Annotated in this window: 13 protein-coding genes; 7 read left to right on the plus strand and 6 right to left on the minus strand. The window is 67.2% G+C overall.

Annotated elements, in window-relative coordinates:
• Positions 1 to 12: 12 nt before the first annotated feature.
• The 4 genes from AC5JOC_RS07135 (at position 13) to AC5JOC_RS07150 (ending at position 5,322) form a co-directional block, all read left to right on the plus strand.
• Positions 13 to 1,623, plus strand: coding sequence for a peptide ABC transporter substrate-binding protein (locus tag AC5JOC_RS07135; protein WP_241160856.1), 1,611 nt, complete (start codon positions 13 to 15; stop codon positions 1,621 to 1,623).
• Between the two features lie 75 nt (positions 1,624 to 1,698).
• Complete coding sequence (locus tag AC5JOC_RS07140) at positions 1,699 to 2,628, plus strand: ABC transporter permease (RefSeq protein WP_064296418.1); 930 nt, start codon at positions 1,699 to 1,701, stop codon at positions 2,626 to 2,628.
• On the plus strand, positions 2,618 to 3,586 hold the full coding sequence (locus AC5JOC_RS07145) for an ABC transporter permease (protein WP_064296417.1): 969 nt from the start codon (positions 2,618 to 2,620) through the stop codon (positions 3,584 to 3,586). Before AC5JOC_RS07140 ends, AC5JOC_RS07145 begins: the two co-directional genes overlap by 11 nt.
• 11 nt (positions 3,587 to 3,597) lie before the next feature.
• Positions 3,598 to 5,322 (plus strand): dipeptide ABC transporter ATP-binding protein, encoded by a 1,725-nt coding sequence (locus AC5JOC_RS07150; protein WP_079705528.1) that lies wholly within the window; start codon positions 3,598 to 3,600, stop codon positions 5,320 to 5,322.
• 82 nt (positions 5,323 to 5,404) lie between these two features.
• On the opposite strand, the gene AC5JOC_RS07155 is transcribed toward AC5JOC_RS07150, so the two are convergent.
• From AC5JOC_RS07155 to AC5JOC_RS07170, 4 genes are read right to left on the minus strand one after another with little or no spacing between them, the layout of a single operon-like run.
• Positions 5,405 to 6,022: a hypothetical protein gene (locus AC5JOC_RS07155; protein ID WP_192005234.1), complete on the minus strand. Its 618-nt coding sequence runs from the start codon at positions 6,020 to 6,022 to the stop codon at positions 5,405 to 5,407.
• Positions 6,023 to 6,069: 47 nt separating this feature from the next.
• Entirely contained in the window at positions 6,070 to 8,175 is a 2,106-nt protein-coding gene (locus tag AC5JOC_RS07160) for an ABC transporter ATP-binding protein (protein ID WP_202939683.1), read from the minus strand.
• Positions 8,168 to 9,091: an ABC transporter permease gene (locus AC5JOC_RS07165; protein ID WP_079705531.1), complete on the minus strand. Its 924-nt coding sequence runs from the start codon at positions 9,089 to 9,091 to the stop codon at positions 8,168 to 8,170. The genes AC5JOC_RS07160 and AC5JOC_RS07165 overlap by 8 nt, the downstream gene beginning before the upstream one ends.
• 4 nt (positions 9,092 to 9,095) lie before the next feature.
• Positions 9,096 to 10,079, minus strand: a complete 984-nt coding sequence (locus tag AC5JOC_RS07170) for an ABC transporter permease (RefSeq protein ID WP_079705532.1) — start codon at positions 10,077 to 10,079, stop codon at positions 9,096 to 9,098.
• A gap of 296 nt (positions 10,080 to 10,375) precedes the next feature.
• Between AC5JOC_RS07170 and AC5JOC_RS07175 the strand changes: the two genes are divergently transcribed.
• The 3 genes from AC5JOC_RS07175 to AC5JOC_RS07185 all read left to right on the plus strand — a co-directional run bounded on the left by AC5JOC_RS07175 (position 10,376) and on the right by AC5JOC_RS07185 (position 14,672).
• Positions 10,376 to 12,100, plus strand: coding sequence for an ABC transporter family substrate-binding protein (locus AC5JOC_RS07175; protein WP_159878240.1), 1,725 nt, complete (start codon positions 10,376 to 10,378; stop codon positions 12,098 to 12,100).
• A gap of 161 nt (positions 12,101 to 12,261) precedes the next feature.
• On the plus strand, positions 12,262 to 14,169 hold the full coding sequence (gene typA / locus AC5JOC_RS07180) for a translational GTPase TypA (RefSeq protein ID WP_056007297.1): 1,908 nt from the start codon (positions 12,262 to 12,264) through the stop codon (positions 14,167 to 14,169).
• A gap of 71 nt (positions 14,170 to 14,240) precedes the next feature.
• Positions 14,241 to 14,672, plus strand: coding sequence for a hypothetical protein (locus tag AC5JOC_RS07185; RefSeq protein WP_192005231.1), 432 nt, complete (start codon positions 14,241 to 14,243; stop codon positions 14,670 to 14,672).
• A gap of 67 nt (positions 14,673 to 14,739) precedes the next feature.
• Here the strand turns inward: AC5JOC_RS07185 and efeB are convergent, their stop codons facing one another.
• Positions 14,740 to 16,137: an iron uptake transporter deferrochelatase/peroxidase subunit gene (efeB, locus tag AC5JOC_RS07190; protein ID WP_192005230.1), complete on the minus strand. Its 1,398-nt coding sequence runs from the start codon at positions 16,135 to 16,137 to the stop codon at positions 14,740 to 14,742.
• Between the two features lie 113 nt (positions 16,138 to 16,250).
• Positions 16,251 to 17,364 (minus strand): iron uptake system protein EfeO (gene efeO, locus AC5JOC_RS07195; protein WP_494245920.1); only part of this gene is annotated, 1,114 nt, incomplete at its 5' end.

Below are 17,364 nucleotides of genomic sequence, written 5' to 3' on the forward strand. Positions count from 1 at the left end.
CAAGGAGGAACTGTGAAGTTCAGTCGGTTCGGCTCTGCCGCCGCCATCATCGCAGCAGGGGCTCTCGTCCTCACCGGTTGTTCCGGTGGCGGTTCCAGCAGCGAGAGCACCAGCAGCGCATCATCCGTCATCACGACCAACGGCTCCGAGCCGGAGTCGGGCCTCATCCCCAGCGACACCAACGAGGTCGGTGGCGGAAAGATCATCGACGAGGTCTTCGCAGGCCTCCGCTACTACGCGGCCGACGGCAAGCCGGTCGACGACCTGGCCGAGTCGATCGACACCGACGACTCGACCACCTTCACGATCAAGATCAAGGCTGATCAGAAGTTCACCAACGGCGACCCCGTCACCGCTGACTCGTTCGTCATGGCATGGCAGGACGCCGTCGTCAACCTCCGCAAGAACGCCTCGTTCTTCGCTGACGTCGAGGGCTACAACGAGACCGGCCAGCCCCTGACGGGCCTGAGCGTCGTGGACGACACCACCTTCACGGTGAAGCTGTCCGCACCTGCATCGGACTTCCCGCTGCGTCTGGGCTACTCCGCCTTCTACCCGCTGCCCGCTGCAGCGTTCGACGCGGCCGGCAAGGTCACGGACGAGTTCGGACAGAACCCGATCGGCAACGGCCCGTACAAGGTCGACGGCGACAAGGCGTGGAAGCACAACGAGTCGATCAAGCTCGTCAAGAACGACGAGTACAAGGGTGGCCGCGAAGCCAAGAACGGTGGCCTGACCATCACGTTCTACAAGGACTTCGACAGCGCCTACGCCGACCTGCTGAGCGGCAACCTCGACGTCCTGGACCAGATCCCGGACTCCGCGCTCTCCACCTACCAGGACGACCTGGGCGACCGCGCGGTCAACCAGCCGGCCGCCGTGTTCCAGTCCTTCACGATCCCGTCCCGCCTCCCGCACTTCAGCGGTGAAGAGGGTCAGCTGCGTCGTCAGGCCATCTCGTACGCGATCAACCGTGAAGAGATCACCAAGGTCATCTTCAACGGGACCCGCACGCCGGCGACCGACTTCACCTCGCCGGTCATCGACGGCTACTCGAAGGACATCGAAGGTAACGACGTCCTCAAGTACAACGAGAAGAAGGCCAAGGAACTCTGGGCCGAGGCCGACGCCATCTCCCCGTGGGACGGCTCCTTCCAGATCGCGTACAACGCCGACGGGCCGCACCAGGCCTGGGTCGACGCAGTGACCAACGGCATCAAGAACGTCCTGGGCATCGAGTCCTCGGGCGTCCCGGTCGCCGTCTTCGGTGACTTCCGCGCCGGCATCACCAACCGCTCCATCGAGACGGCGTTCCGCTCCGGATGGCAGGCCGACTACCCGGGTCTGTACAACTTCCTCGCTCCGCTCTACGCGACCGGTGCTTCCTCGAACGACGGTGACTACTCGAGCCCCGAGTTCGACAAGCTCCTCTCCGAGGGTTCGTCCGAGACCGACCTGGACGCTGCGAACAAGAAGTTCCAGGACGCCCAGGCGGTCCTCTTCAAGGACCTGCCGGCCATCCCGCTCTGGTACCAGAACGTGAGCGGCGGCTTCGGCGAAGGCGTGCAGAACGTCGAGTTCGGTTGGAACTCGGTGCCGCTGTACTACGAGATCACCAAGTAGTCTTGTAGCGGCATAGCTGGGTGGGTCCGGTTCTTCCGGGCCCACCCAGCTTCACGAGTTCAGGAGTCCCACACCATGGGCGGTTACATTCTTCGTCGTGTCCTGCAGGCTATCCCCGTACTGCTCGGCACGACCTTCCTCATCTATTTCATGGTCTTCGCGTTGCCCGGTGATCCCGTGCTCGCATTGTTCGGCGACAAGACGCCGAGCGCCGCGCAGATCGCTCAACTCAACGCCGAGTACAACCTCGACAAGCCGTTCATCGTGCAGTACTTCCTGTACCTCGGCGGCATCTTCACCGGCGACCTCGGAACGTCCTTCTCCGGGCAGCCGGTCAGCGAGATCCTCGCGCAGGCCTTCCCGGTCACGCTGCGGCTCGCCGTCATCGCCGTCTTCTTCGAGATGGTCGCCGGCATCACGATCGGTCTCATCTCCGGCATCCGCAAGGGCGGCATCTTCGACGCCTCGTTCCTCGTGGTCAGCCTGATCCTCATCTCGCTCCCCGTCTTCGTCATCGCGTTCGTCGCGCAGTACGTGTTCGGGATCCAGCTCGGGTGGTTCAGACCGACGGTCGGCCCGGGCGCGCCGATACAAGACCTCTTACTCCCCGCACTGGTCCTCGCCACCATCAGCTTCGCGCAGATCGTGCGGTTGACCCGGTCCTCGGTCATCGAGACGCAGTCGCTCGACTTCGTCCGTACGGCGTACTCGAAGGGCCTCAGCCGTCGCCGGGTCATCCCCGTGCACATCCTGCGCAACTCGCTGATCCCGGTCGTGACCTACCTCGCGGTGGACTTCGGTGTGCTGATCGTCGGCGCCACGGTGACCGAGGGCATCTTCAACGTCCCCGGTGTCGGCCGCACGCTCTACCAGGCCATCCTCCGAGGAGAAGGCCCGACCGTGGTGTCCTTCGTGACGGTGATGGTGTTGTTCTACCTCATCATCAACCTCGTCATCGACCTCTTCTACGCCGTGCTCGACCCAAGGATCCGCTATGTCAAGTAATGATCAGGAGCCGACGATCAAGCGATCCCCGAATCACTTCGTCGCGCCGCTCGAAGAGACCCCCCTCGCGGTCATCGACGCCGTCAAGGTCGACGAGAAGGTCAGCAACCTCTGGACCGACGCGTGGGCGTTCATGCGCCGTCGTCCCATGTTCTGGATCTCGTCCGTCCTCATCCTGCTCGTCGTGGTCGTGGGCCTGTTCCCCTTCCTCTTCACGCAGACGCCCCCGAACAACCAGTGCTTCCTCGAGAACAGCAACGGCGGGCCTGAGGCCGGCCACATCCTCGGGTTCACGAAGCAGGGCTGCGACATCTTCGCGCGGGTCATCTACGGGACCTCCACGTCGCTGTCCGTCGGGCTCATCGTGACGCTGATCACCGCCACGCTCGGCATCGTGTTCGGCGCGTTCGCCGGCTTCTACGGCGGTTGGGTCGACTCGGTGCTGTCCCGCATCGGCGACATCTTCTTCTCCATCCCGTACATCCTCGCGGCCGTCGTCGTCATGTCGGTGCTCGCGAAGTACCGGAGCGTGTGGACGATCTCCTTGGCGATCGGTCTGTTCGCCTGGCCATCCGTCGCCCGAGTGCTTCGAGCGGAGGTGCTCAGGGTCAAGAACGCGGACTACGTCCAAGCGTCCATCGCGCTGGGTGTCTCCCGCTTCAAGATCCTCCTGCGCCACGTGCTGCCGAACGCGATCCCACCGGTGATCGTCGTCATCACGATCTCGCTGGCGTCCGCGATCGTCGCCGAGGCGACGCTGTCCTTCCTCGGCGTGGGGCTCGGAAGCGAGACCATGTCCTGGGGCAACGACATCAGCCAGGCGCAGCGTGACCTCCGCACGGCGCCGCAGGTGCTGATCTACCCGTCGATCGCGCTGTCGCTCACCGTGCTCAGCTTCATCATGATGGGCGAAGTCCTGCGAGACGCGCTCGACCCGAAGGCGAGGGCCCTGCGTTGAACGCGAGCCAGATGAACACCCAGCAGCCGCTGCTCGAGGTCAAGGACCTCGAGGTCACCTTCCGTACCCAGAGCGGGACGGTCCAGGCCATCCGCAAGACCGGGTTCACCATGATGCCCGGGGAGACCGTCGCGATCGTCGGTGAGTCCGGATCCGGGAAGTCGACGACCGCGCACGCGATCATCAACCTCCTGCCCGGTACCGGCAAGATCAGCGGGGGCGAGATCCTCTTCGAGGGGCGCGACCTCTCGAAGCTCTCCCGCAACGAGATCGAGGACGTCCGAGGACGCCTGATCGGTTTCGTACCGCAGGACCCGATGTCCAACCTGAACCCGGTGTGGAACATCGGCTTCCAGGTCGAGGAGGCCATCCGTGCCAACGGCATCGCCCACGGCAAGAAGGCCGTCCGCGCCAAGGCGATCGAGGTGCTCCAGCAGGCCGGCCTCTCCGACGCCGACCGTCGCCTGAAGCAGTTCCCGCACCAGTTCTCCGGCGGCATGCGTCAGCGCGTGCTCATCGGTATCGGTCTGTCGTCGAGCCCGAAGCTGCTCATCGCGGACGAGCCGACGTCGGCGCTCGACGTCACGGTCCAGCGGAAGATCCTCGACCACCTCGAGAGCCTGACCCGCGACAGCGGCACGGCGCTGCTCTTCATCACGCACGACCTCGGCCTCGCCGCCGAGCGCGCTGAGAAGCTCATCGTCATGTACAAGGGGCAGATCGTCGAGGCCGGTCCGTCGGTCGAGATCCTGCAGAACCCGGTGCACCCGTACACGAAGCGGCTCGTCGCAGCGGCGCCGAGCCTGGCGTCGCGTCGCATCCAGTCGGCGACCGGATCGCTCGAGACCCTCGACCACGAGGCTCCCGCCGGCTCCGAGGGCATCGACCTCATCGTCGCCGCCGAGCACCGCGCTGCGGCGCAGGCTGCCCAGCCGGACGCGGAAGCCGCGATCGTGGTCAAGGACCTCGAGAAGGTCTACAACATCCGTGGCCAGAAGGCGGCTGAGCGGGAGCTCAAGGCCGTCGACGGCGTCTCGTTCGAGATCCCGAGGGGCACCACCATGGCGCTCGTCGGCGAGTCCGGATCCGGCAAGTCGACCGTGGCGAAGCTGCTCCTGCAGCTGGAGACGCCGACGTCCGGCCAGATCCGCATCGGTGGCAAGGCGATGGAGGGGCTCGATCGCAAGGGCCTCCTCGCGCTGCGCCGGAAGATGCAGCCGGTCTTCCAGGACCCCTACGGTTCCCTCGACCCGCTGCGGAACATCGGCAACACGATCGCTGAACCGCTCGTCACGCACAAGGTGGGCGACAAGGCCTCCCGCCGTGCTCGCGTGCTGGAGCTCCTCGACCAGGTCTCGCTGCCGCAGGCGGTCGCGACCCGGTACCCGAACGAACTCTCCGGTGGACAGCGTCAGCGCATCGCGATCGCTCGCGCACTCGCGTTGAAGCCTGAGATCGTCGTCCTCGACGAGGCGGTGTCCGCGCTCGACGTCCTCGTCCAGGCGCAGATCCTGCAGTTGCTCGCCGACCTCCAGTCGGAGCTGCAGCTGACGTACCTCTTCATCACCCACGACCTCGCGGTCGTGCGCGTGATCGCCGACAACGTCGCGGTCATGCAGAAGGGGAAGATCGTGGAGGCGTCGACCACGGACGACGTCTTCGAGAACCCGAAGCAGCAGTACACGCGCGAACTCCTCGACGCCATCCCCGGCGCCGGGATCGAGCTCGCGCTGTAACCGGCGCACCACGTCGAAGGGCGGTGCCGCGGAGTGATCCGTGGCACCGCCCTTCGGCGTTGCGGGAGGCGTCCGCCGGTCGCTAGCCGAGGAGCGCCGAGGCGACGCCCCAGAGGACGAGTGCGGCCGTGACGCCGAGGGCGACGACGTCCCAGCGCGAGGTGGCGAGGCGGTCGTCCTTCGGGTCGATCCGACCCCAGCGTTCGTGCGCACGGTCGATGAGGTCGACGGCCGTCGGACCCTCGTTGCCGGCGCGGCCGGGTCGGCGGACACCCGCCGCGCGGTCCTGGTGGTCGACCCCGCGTCGTCCGGCGCGTCCGCCGATCATCGACGGGCGGTCGAGACCGGCGCTCGGCGCGCCCCAGCTCGTGATCTTCCGACCGTCGCGGAGGAGCACCGTGAGCTGGTAGCGGCTGGTCGCCTCCTCCATGCGCGACCACGGGATGTCGTGGAGACGCCCCACGTTCACGATGGTCAGCTGCGACGGCTCGATGACGATGCAGGGGCGGACGAGGACGAGGTAGACCAGCCACACGACGAGGAGCTCCCACGGGAGCGCCTGGACCGCGAAGTTCCAGGCCCCGCGGCCGACGGCGTCGATGATGAAGAAGACCATGAGCAGGGCGGTGACCCCGAGGATCCAGAAGCCGCTCGTGCTCCGCAGAGTGGTCCGATTGCCGGCGTTCGTCGCTTCGTTCACGTCCACCATCCTTCCAGGCCGCCGACCCGCGGGGCCGCACGGCTCGATCAGGCGGTGACGAGCCGGTCGCTCTCCGCATGGTGACACGCCACGAGCCGTCCGTCGACGGGGCGCTCTCGCGGATCGTCGCGTTCGCAGACCGCCTGCTTCTCCGCCGGCAGCAGCTGGAACAGCGGGCAGCGGCTCCGGAAACTGCAGCCGACCCGGTCGTCGCTGGGGGAGGGGAGGTCGCCGTTCAGCAGGATGCGCTGCCGGCTGCGTTCGATCTCGGGGTCCGGGACCGGCACCGCGGAGAGGAGCGCCTGCGTGTACGGGTGCTTCGGGTCGTCGAAGATCGTGGCACTGGGTCCGTACTCGACGATGCGCCCGAGGTACATGACCGCCACGTCGTCGGCGATGTGCCGGACGACGGCGAGGTCGTGGGCGACGAACAGGTACGAGAGTCCGAGCCGCTGCTTGAGGTCTTCGAGCAGGTTGATGACGCCGGCCTGGACGGAGACGTCGAGCGCGGAGACCGGCTCGTCGAGCACGAGGATCTTCGGTTCGACGACGAGCGCCCGGGCGATGCCGATGCGCTGTCGCTGGCCACCCGAGAACTCGTGCGGGTACCGGCCGGCGAAGGACGGTTCCAGGCCGACGAGTTCGAGCATGGCACCGACGCGGGAGCGGATCTCGGTGGGGGAGACCCCGTGGACGGTCAACGGTTCGCCGATGATGTCCTCGATCGTCATGCGCGGATCGAGCGAGGCCATCGGGTCCTGGAACACCACCTGGATGTCGCTGCGCAGCTTCCGGCGGTCGGGCTTCGACAGCGTCGCGGTGTCGACCCCGTTCACGTGGATGCTGCCGCCCTGCGTCCTGGCGAGTTCGAGGATCTCCATGATCGTCGTCGTCTTCCCGCAGCCGGACTCCCCGACGAGGCCGAGGGTGCGTCCGCGCTGGACGCTGAACGAGACCCCGTCGACCGCGCGGACGGTGCCGATGTTGCGACGGAACACGACGCCCTTCGTGAGCGGGAAGGCGCGGGTCAGGTCGCGGACGTCGAGGACGGTCTCCGGAGCGACCTCGGCGACGAGCTCCTCCGGTACCTCGTCCGGCCGAGGGAAGATCTCCGGGCGGCGCAGCGACCCGTCGGCGATCTCGCCGGCGCGGATGCACGCCGCGGTGTGGTTGACCGAGGTCGTCGGGTCCTCGACGGGACCGTCGAGGACGGGGAGCAGCGCCGGTTCACCCTCGAGGCAGGCGGCCACGGCGATCGGGCAGCGCGGGGCGAAGGGGCAGCCGGTCGGCACGGTCGTCAACAGCGGTGGGCGTCCCTCGAGCGGGACGAGTCGCTCCTGCTGGTTCGCGGCCATGTTCGGCATGGAGCGCAGCAGACCGATCGTGTACGGCATGAGGGGTTCGCGGAACAATGGGACGACGGGTGCCGTCTCGACGATCCGACCCGCGTACATCACGGCCACCCGGTCGGCGTTGCCGGCGACGACACCGAGGTCGTGCGTGATGAGCACCACGGCGGCGCCGGTGATGTCCTTCGCCTTCTGGAGCACCTCGAGGATCTGCGCCTGGATGGTGACGTCGAGCGCGGTGGTCGGCTCGTCGGCGATGATCAGCTGCGGGTCGTTGGCGATGGCGATCGCGATCATGGCCCGCTGACGCATGCCACCGGAGAACTCGTGCGGGAACGACTTGGCACGCCGCTCCGCGTTCGGGATGCCGACGATCTTCAGGAGTTCGACGGCCCGGGTCTCGGCGGCGCGCTGCGAGAGCGCGGAGTCGTGGAGACGGAGGCCCTCGGCGATCTGCTGACCGATCGTGTAGACGGGCGTGAGGGCCGAGAGCGGATCCTGGAAGATCATGGCGATGTCGCGCCCGCGGATCTTCGACAGTTCCTTGTCAGACTGGCCGAGCAGCTCGACGCCGTCGTAGCGGATGCTGCCGCTCACCTGCGCATTGGTCGGGAGCAGCCCCATGACGGCCATCGAGGAGACGCTCTTACCGGAGCCCGACTCGCCGACGATGCCGAGGAACTCGCCTCGCCGCACCTCGTAGGAGACACCGCGGACGGCGTGCACCGGCGTGCCGGCGTTGGGGAAGGTGACGCTGAGGTCGTCGACCTTGAGGAGCGGCGCGGTCGCCTGGGGGTCAGTCACGGTTGGCTCCTGAGGTCGGGTCGATGGCGTCGCGGAGGGCGTCGCCGAGGAGGCTCGAGGCGAGCACGGTGATGACGAGGATCGCTGCGGGGAAGACGAACAGCCAGGGCCGCGTCACGGCCGCGCTCGCACCGGCGGCGAGGAGAGTGCCGAGCGAGACGTCGGGTGCCTGGACGCCGAAGCCGAAGAAGCTCAGCGTCGTCTCCGACAGGATCGCCGCGCCGATGCCGAGCGTCGCGTCGATGATGAGGAGGCTCGCGACGTTCGGGATGATGTGCCGACGGATGATCGTGAACCCGGGGACGCCCATGAAGCGCGCGGCCTTGACGTACTCGCGTTCGCGGAGCGACATCGTCTGCCCGCGGATGACGCGGGCGAGCACCATCCAGCCGAACAGGACGAGGAAGACGACGAGGGCGAGCCAGGAGAGCGACTTGAACGCCGGGCTGAGGAGCACGAGGAGGAAGAAGCCGGGGATGACGAGGAGCAGGTCGATGAGCCAGACGATCGCCTTGTCCCAGACGCCGCCGACGTAACCGGCGATGGCCCCGACGAGTCCGGCGATGATCGCCGCCCCCGGGCCGACGATCAGGCCGATGACGATGGACTTCTGCAGACCGACGAGGGTCTGCGCGTACACGTCCTGGCCGATGTTGTTCGTGCCGAACCAGTGCGACAGCGAGGGCGGCTGGCTGAAGGCGAGGCCGTCCTGGTCGGTGAAGGACCAGGGGGAGAGCAGCGGGCCGATGAAGGCCCAGAGGATGATGAAGAGGAGGACGCCACCACCGATGCGGGCGCGCTTCGTGGCGAGCACCTTCCGGAGGATCGTGCGTCCGCGGGACTGCGGCCGCTTGGGTGCGTCCCGCATCGTCTCGGGTTCGCCGACGGTGAGGGTCGATGGGTCGGTCAGTGCCATGTCGTTACACCCGCACTCTCGGGTCGAGCGCCGCATAGATCACGTCGGAGAGGGTTCCGGCGATCAGGACGAGGATGGAGGTGAAGAGGATCGTCCCGGCGGCGGCGTTGATGTCCGAGTTCGAGACGCTCGTGAGGAGGTACTCGCCCATGCCGTGCCAGCTGAAGACGTTCTCCGTCACACTCGCGCCGGTGAGGATGAGCCCGAAGGAGTAGGCGAAGAACGTCGACATCGGGATGAGCGCGACGCGGACGCCGTGTCGGATGATCGCGGAGCCGCGGGTCCGGCCCTTCGAGCGGGCGGTCCGGATGTAGTCGGCGCTCATCACGTCGAGCATGGCGCTGCGCTGGTACCGCGAGTACGAGGCGACGGCGCCGACGGTGAGGGTGATGGTGGGCAGCAGCAGATGCATCGCCCGGTCGCCGAACTGTGTCCAGAACCCGCCCTGTAAGCCGGCGGTGTACTCGCCGGTGAAGTTGATGACGTTCGTGCCGACCGCCTGGTTGAGCGACGTCGCGAGGATCATGAGCACGACGCCGATGACGAAGACGGGCATCGCGAGGATCGTGAACGAGGCGTAGGTGATGATCTGGTCGCTGGCCCGGTACTGCCGGACGGCGCCCCAGACGCCGAGGGCGACGCCGATGACCGCGCCCAGGATGGTGCCGATGACGAGGAGTCGGAGGCTCGTGCCCGAGCGCTCGAAGATGTCGGCCGTGACCTGGGTGCCGCGGGTGCTGACGCCGAGGGACCCGGTGGTCACGAGCTGGGTGACCCAGTCCCAGAGGCGTTCGAGCAGCGGCACCTTCGGGTTGACGCCCATCTTGTCGAGCGCCGCGTCGATCGAGGACTGCGGGATGGGCGGGTTCTTCCCGAGGAACCGGGCCGAGGGCTGGAGCGTCATGCTCACGAGCACGTAGCCCAGCATGGTGGCGATGGCGGAGAGGAACAGGTAGTTGACCAACCGCCGTGCAATGAACCCGATCATGTACCAGCCTTGCGAAGTCGTTGTGCGGGACCGCGTCGTCCCGTCAGCTGTGCTCCCCTCGTGGGGTGGAGACACTGTAACCCCGAACCATCGGGAATCAGAAAACGACGCGTGTTCCCAGGAAACGAAACGTATGTTTCCGGCTCGTACCGTCGAGAAATCGAAACGGTAACAATTCGTGCCCACTTGTGGGGGATCCCCGGAGCGGGTGCAAGATGGTCCACATTGGCCTGCGCGCCTTCCGCTCCGCATCGGTGCGGCGTTGCGCAGTTACACGTCACGAAAGGTGGATCTCGATGAGTTCCAGAACACAGGGATCGAAGCGGCGCGGCGGGATGATCCTCGCCGGCGTCTCGATCGTCGCCCTCGCATTGACGGCTTGCACCGGAGGCGGTTCAGGCGGTGGCGGCTCGACGTCGAAGCCCGCCGAGCTGTCCGGCACCGGCTGGGAGCGCGCCGACGCCGACCAGATCGCCCAGGGCGGCACACTCAACCTCGCGGTCGACACGATCCCGGCCAACTGGAACCTCAACAACCTCGACGCCGGCACGGTCGACGACCAGTTCCTCACGAACCTGTACACGCCGTCGTTCGTCAAGATCAAGGAAGACGGCTCCTGGGAGGCGAACCCCGACTACGCGACCTCGGTCGAGCTGAAGAGCGAGGACCCGCAGGTCGTCGAGATCAAGATCAACCCCGACGCCGTGTGGTCCGACGGCACCGCGATCAGCGTCGACGACGTCGCTGCGACGTGGCAGTCCCTGAACGGCGCGAACGAGGCGTACGCACCCACGTCCACGAACGTGTGGAAGGACATCGAGTCCGTCACCGCCGGCGACAGCCCGCAGGACGTCCTCATCACGTTCAAGAACAAGAACGCCGACTGGCCGTCCATCCTCGGCAACATCTGGCCGAAGTGGCTCGGCGCGACGCCGGAGTCGTTCAACACCCTCTGGGCGACCGGACCGTACGCGGCCGACGGCACGACCTACGTGTCGGGTGGCCCGTACATCGTCAGCAAGATCGACCAGACCGGTGCCGTCGTCACCTTCGCGCCCAACCCGAAGTGGTGGGGCGACAAGCCGAAGCTCGACAACATCATCTTCAAGCAGATCTCCCGCGCCGGGCTCGCCCAGGCGTTCTCCAACAGTGAGATCGACGTCTTCAGCGTGGGTTCCAACGCCGACAACTACCAGACGGCTCAGAAGCGCAGCGACGCCGAGATCCAGCGTTCGCGCGGCACCACCTACAACCACATCACGCTGAACGGCACGTCCGAGGTCCTGAGCGACCCCGAGGTCCGCCAGGCGTTCGCCAAGTCGATCAACCGTCAGACCATCGCCGAGGCCCGCCTCGCCGCGATCGACGCACCGACCGACCTGCTGAACAACCTCATCTTCCTCCCGGGCCAGGACGGCTACGAGGACGACGCCTCCAAGGTGCTCGGCTACGACATCGACGCGGCCAAGAAGCAGCTCGAGGACGCCGGTTGGAAGGAAGGCAGCGACGGCATCCGCGAGAAGGACGGCCAGAAGCTGACCGTCCGCTACGTCATCGACTCCGACAACCCGGTCTCCGCCGAGACGTCGCAGCAGGTGCAGGCCATGGTGAAGGAGTCGGGCTTCGACCTCCAGATCGACACCGTCCCCTCGGACGACTTCTTCACGAAGTACGTCACCACCGAGACCCGCGACTTCGACGCCGTGAGCTTCGCGTGGCAGGGCACCGCCTTCCCGATCTCCAGCACCGAGTCGATCTTCTACCCGGCCGACTCCGGGCAGAACTTCCCCGGCGTCACCGACGACTCGCTCGGTGACCTCTGGGCGAGCGCCAACGCGGAGCTCGACCCCGACAAGCGCCTCGAGATCGCGAAGGAGATCGACAAGAAGATCGTCGCCCTCGCGACCACGCTCCCGCTGTTCCCGGTGCCGTACACCTACGGCGTCAAGACCGGCCTCGTGAACTACGGGCCGACCCAGTTCGAGACCATCGACTGGAAGAACGTGGGCTGGAAGAAGTAAGCGACACGACGGGTTCCTCCTGAACCCTGAGGACGACGGGCATCGGCGGGAAACCGCCGGTGCCCGTCGCCGTTCAGCCCCCGGCCAGGACTCCTGCGGTATGATGGTCCGTCGGCACCATCGTGCCCGAATCCCATCCACTTGAAGGAAGCCACCCTTTTATGGCGCTCGCCACTCGTTCCGATCTGCGCAATGTCGCGATCGTGGCCCACGTTGACCACGGCAAGACGACCCTCGTCGACGCCATGCTGCGACAGACCAACTCTTTCGCCGAACACGCCCACCTCGAAGAACGCGCCATGGACTCGAATGAGCTCGAGCGCGAAAAGGGCATCACCATCCTCGCCAAGAACACGGCGATCTCGTACAAGGGCGAACACGCCACCGACGGCCCGATCACGATCAACGTCATCGACACCCCGGGCCACGCCGACTTCGGTGGAGAGGTCGAGCGCGGCCTGTCCATGGTCGACGGCGTCGTCCTCCTCGTCGACGCGTCCGAGGGCCCCCTGCCGCAGACCCGGTTCGTGCTCCGCAAGGCGCTCGAGGCCAAGCTGCCGGTCATCCTCCTGGTCAACAAGACCGACCGCCCCGACGCGCGCATCGACGAGGTCGTCGTCGAGAGCCAGGACCTCCTCATCGGTCTCGCCAGCGACATGGTCGACGACGTCCCCGACCTCGACCTCGACGCCGTCCTCGACGTCCCGGTCGTCTACGCCTCCGGTAAGGCCGGCCGCGCGTCGTCCAACAAGCCCGCCAACGGCGAACTGCCCGACAGCGAGGACCTCGAGCCGCTGTTCGCAGCCATCCTCGAGCACATCCCGGCTCCGCAGTACGACGACGAGCACCCGCTCCAGGCGCACGTCACGAACCTCGACGCCTCGCCGTTCCTCGGTCGCCTCGCGCTCCTGCGCATCTTCAACGGCACGCTGAAGAAGGGCCAGACGGTCGCCTGGGTCCGCCACGACGGCGACGTCCACAACGTCCGCGTCACCGAGCTCATGATCACGAAGGCCCTCGACCGCTACCCGGCCGAGAGCGCCGGCCCCGGCGACATCGTCGCCGTCGCCGGTTTCGCCGACATCATGATCGGCGACACCCTGGCCGACCCCGAGGACGTCCGCGCGCTGCCGGCCATCACGGTCGACGACCCGGCCATCTCGATGACCATCGGTACCAACACCTCGCCGCTCATGGGCAAGGTCAAGGGCCACAAGCTCACCGCGCGCATGGTCAAGGACCGCCTCGACCGCGAGCTCATCGGTAACGTCTCGCTCAAGGTCCTCGACATCGGTCGACCCGACGCGTGGGAGGTCCAGGGCCGTGGAGAGCTCGCGCTCGCCATCCTCGTCGAGCAGATGCGTCGCGAAGGCTACGAGCTCACCGTCGGCAAGCCGCAGGTGGTCACGAAGCGTATCGACGGCAAGGTCCACGAGCCGTACGAGCACCTGACCATCGACGCTCCCGAGGAGCACCTCGGCGCGATCACCCAGCTCCTCGCCGCTCGCAAGGGCCGCATGGAGAACATGGCGAACCACGGCACCGGCTGGGTCCGCATGGAGTTCATCGTCCCGTCGCGCGGCCTCATCGGTTTCCGCTCCGAGTTCCTCACCGCCACGCGCGGTACGGGTATCGCCAACGCGTTGGCACACGGATACGGCGAGTGGGCCGGCGCGATCACGACGCGCAACAACGGCTCGATCGTCGCCGACCGCTCCGGCGTGGTCACGCCCTTCGCGATCATCGCGCTGCAGGAGCGCATGTCGTTCTTCGTGCAGCCGACCGAAGAGGTCTACGAGGGCATGGTCATCGGTGAGAACTCGCGCAACGACGACATGGACGTCAACATCACCAAGGAGAAGAAGCTGACCAACATGCGTCAGTCTTCGGCCGACAACTTCGAGTCGATGACGCCGCCGCGCGTCCTCACGCTCGAGGAGAGCCTCGAGTTCGCCCGCGAGGACGAGTGCGTCGAGGTCACGCCCGAGCACGTGCGCATCCGCAAGGTCGAGCTCGACGCTCAGGCCCGCCAGCGCAGCTACTCGCGTCTCAAGAAGCAGTCCGAGTAGGCAGCAGCCGCTCCAACCCGATGCCCGGTCCTCTCAGGAAGACCGGGCATCGGGTCGTTAAGCTGATGGGCATGCGCCGACCCGCCTCCCTCGCCCTGCTGGCCGCCCTCGTCCTCGCTCCGACGCTCGCCGGGTGCAGCGTCATCGAGTCCACCGTCAAGGACTCCGTCGAGCAGGGCATCCGCGACGCCACCGGTGGCGACTTCGACGTGAACCTCGACGAGGGGCTGCCGGACGGATACCCCGTCGACGCGGTCCCGGTGGTCGACGGCACGGTCAACGGCGGACGTGGAACGGTCGACGGCAAGGACACCTTCGTCGTCACGGTCCAGGCGACCGACGCGGCCACCGCAGCGAAGGACGCGCTCGTCGCGGCGGGCTTCACGGTCGACGCGGAGATCGCGAACGGAGACGGTTCGATCGTGACGATGTCGACGACGGCCTACGACGTGAAGCTCGTCGCCTCGGCGGACAGCATCCTCTACACGGTGACGGTCAAGTAGCACTTCGACAGGCTCAGTGACCGGACAGGGAGGGCTCAGTGACCGGGGCTCAGCGACCGGGCAGGTCCTACGCGAAGAGCGTCTCGCCGACCCAGCCGTCCTTGCTCGCGCCCGGCGGCACCGCGAAGATCGCCGACCCGACGTGCTTGATGTACTCGTTGAGCGCATCGGTGGCCAGCGCGCGCTGCACGTCGATGAACTGCTTCGGCGATCGCTGGTACGACATGAAGAACAGTCCGGCGTTCAACCGCCCGAGGTCGTCGTTGCCGTCGACGAAGTTGTATCCGCGTCGCAGGAGCTTCGTGCCCTTGAGCTGGGTCGGGTGCGCCAGGCGCACGTGCGAGTGCTTGTCGATGAGCGGCTGATCCGTTGCGCCGACCGCGTCGAAGTCGGGCTCAGTGAACTCCTTACCGCCCGACAGCGGTGCGCCCTCGCCCTTGCTCCGACCGATGACGCGCTCCTGCTCCTGGAGCTGCGCGCGGTCCCAGGTCTCGATGATCATGCGGATCTTCCGGACCACGAGGTAGGAACCACCGCTCAGCCAGGCGGCGCTGTCTCCGTCCTGAACCCAGACCTGCTCCTCGACCGTCTTGGTCTCCTCGGACTTGACGTTCGCGGTGCCGTCTTTGAAGCCGAACAGGTTGCGCGGGGTGACCTGGCTGGTGGAGGTCGAGGAGGTACGACCGAAGCCGAGCTGCGACCAGCGGATGGAGGCGCGTCCGAACGCGATGCGGCTCAGATTGCGGATCGCGTGCACGGCGACCTGCGGGTCGTCGGCGCACGCCTGGATGCAGAGGTCGCCGCCGGTGAGGCCCGCCTGGAGGTTGTCGCCCGTGAAGCGGGGGAGCTTCTCCAACTCGGCCGGGCGCCGGTCGGCGATGCCGAACCGGTCCGTGCCGTCCTCGGCGGTGAAGAGCGTGGGTCCGAACCCGAAGGTGATCGTGAGCCCGCTGGCGGGCAGTCCGAGCGCTTCTCCGGTGTCGACCGGGGGAGCGAGCGGGGAGCCGTCGACGGCACCGCCGTCGGCGACCTCCTTCCCCTGCGTCATGCGCGCCGCGGCGACACTCCAGTCCTGGAGCAACTCGATGAGCTCCTCCCGGGTGGTCCCAGCCGACACGTCGTACGCGGCGAAGTGCAGGCGGTCCTGCGCCGGCGTCGTGATCCCGCTCTGGTGGGCCCCGTTGAACGGGTAGACCGTCGTGACGCCCGCGGCACTCGCCGAGGCGCTGACGGCGGCGGTGATGGCCGCGGTCGCCCCGGCTCCGGCCGCCAGCCCTGCGGCGCCCGCTCCGGCGAGGCCGAACAGCGCCCGGCGCGACAGCCCGCGCCGCGGGGCGTCGTTCGGTGGTGCGGACGCGGCGCCGGGTTCAGGCGCGGTGGGCGTCGATCCTGCCTCGGGTCCAGACGCGGTGGGCGTGGACCCTGCCTCGGTTGCAGGAGTCGTGGGGGGAGTGTGCTCGGTCATCGGACCTCATGCTATTCAGGGATGGCTGGAAGGCCGCAGGGCCGGAACCCCCAGAATGCTCTGAGCGGTTCCGGCCCGGCGCGCCGCGGAGGCGGCGGTGGATCCGTTCGGTGCTACTCGGCGACGCCGAGCACCGTGTGGGTGAGCTGCGACAGCGGCTCGGCGAGGGCGTTCACCTGGTCGGAGAGCTCCTTGCGCTGCTCCTCGGTGACGGTGTCGTAGCTCACGAAGCCGCTGTCGAGGCTGCCGTACTTCGCGAGCAGGTCCTGCAGCGCCGTGAACTCGGTCTCGATCTGGCCGACGAGCTTCGTGCCCGCGTCACCCTTGCTCGCGGCGATGTCCTTGACGTTGCCGAACGCGACCTCGGCTCCCTGCACGTTGGCCGCGAAGTCGTAGAGGTCGGTGTGGGACCACCAGTCCTCCTCGCCGGAGATCTTGCCGACGGCGACCTCGTCGAGGAGACCGATGGCACCGTTCGAGATGTCGCCGAGGCTCACGGTGAAGTCCTTCTCGGAGACGAGGTCGAACAGCTGCTGCACGTCGTCGACGAGTCCGGTGGCGAACTGCTGACGCTGTTCCGGCGTCGACGGCGTCCAGTCCGTCAGCGCGCTCGTGCCGTCGGAGTTCAGCGCGTCGGCTGCCGGCGGCCAGAGGTCCTTCTCGATCCGGTGGAAGCCGGTCCAGTCGAGTCCTTCAGCCACGGCGTCGACCTCGCGGTAGTCGATCTTCGGGTCGAGGTCGCCGAACGCCTCGGCCGTCGGCTCGATGCGTTCGTACGAGACGCGCGTCGTCGCGAAGAGCTGACGGGCGGTCTCATCGTCGCCGGCGGCGTACGCGTCGGTGAAGGCCTTCACCTGCGGCACGAGTTCGGCCACCTGCGACTTGATGTAGGCGACGTAGTTCGTCACGGCCTGGTCGGTGAGCGCCTGCTCGTCCTTCGAGACGGCCGCGTTCTCACCGGTGACGGTGAACTCGGCGAGGCCGACGGGAGCGCCGACGAGCTGGAACTTGCAGGCCGTGTAGTACGTGCCGGGGTTCAGCTGTGCGACGTAGGACACCGTCTGGCCCGGCGTCACGTTCTCCTTCTCGCCGACGATGCGCAGCTTGTCCGAGGCGAGGATCTCGAACTCGTTGACGTCGGTGCCGTTGTTGGTGATCGAGAACGTCACGGCACCGGCCGTCGCCTTCGCGACGGACACCGAGCACGAGTCGTCGGTGATGGCGACG

This window comes from Plantibacter sp. (assembly GCF_059073635.1).

Excerpts from the sequence above, each read along its gene's own strand:
- AC5JOC_RS07145 (WP_064296417.1), top strand. The coding sequence starts at position 2,618 with ATGTCAAGTAATGATCAGGAGCCGACGATCAAGCGATCCCCGAATCAC.
- typA (WP_056007297.1), top strand. The coding sequence starts at position 12,262 with ATGGCGCTCGCCACTCGTTCCGATCTGCGCAATGTCGCGATCGTGGCC.
- AC5JOC_RS07185 (WP_192005231.1), top strand. The coding sequence starts at position 14,241 with ATGCGCCGACCCGCCTCCCTCGCCCTGCTGGCCGCCCTCGTCCTCGCT.
- AC5JOC_RS07165 (WP_079705531.1), bottom strand. The coding sequence starts at position 9,091 with ATGGCACTGACCGACCCATCGACCCTCACCGTCGGCGAACCCGAGACG.
- AC5JOC_RS07170 (WP_079705532.1), bottom strand. The coding sequence starts at position 10,079 with ATGATCGGGTTCATTGCACGGCGGTTGGTCAACTACCTGTTCCTCTCC.
- efeB (WP_192005230.1), bottom strand. The coding sequence starts at position 16,137 with ATGACCGAGCACACTCCCCCCACGACTCCTGCAACCGAGGCAGGGTCC.
- AC5JOC_RS07150 (WP_079705528.1), top strand. The coding sequence starts at position 3,598 with ATGAACACCCAGCAGCCGCTGCTCGAGGTCAAGGACCTCGAGGTCACC.
- AC5JOC_RS07140 (WP_064296418.1), top strand. The coding sequence starts at position 1,699 with ATGGGCGGTTACATTCTTCGTCGTGTCCTGCAGGCTATCCCCGTACTG.
- AC5JOC_RS07175 (WP_159878240.1), top strand. The coding sequence starts at position 10,376 with ATGAGTTCCAGAACACAGGGATCGAAGCGGCGCGGCGGGATGATCCTC.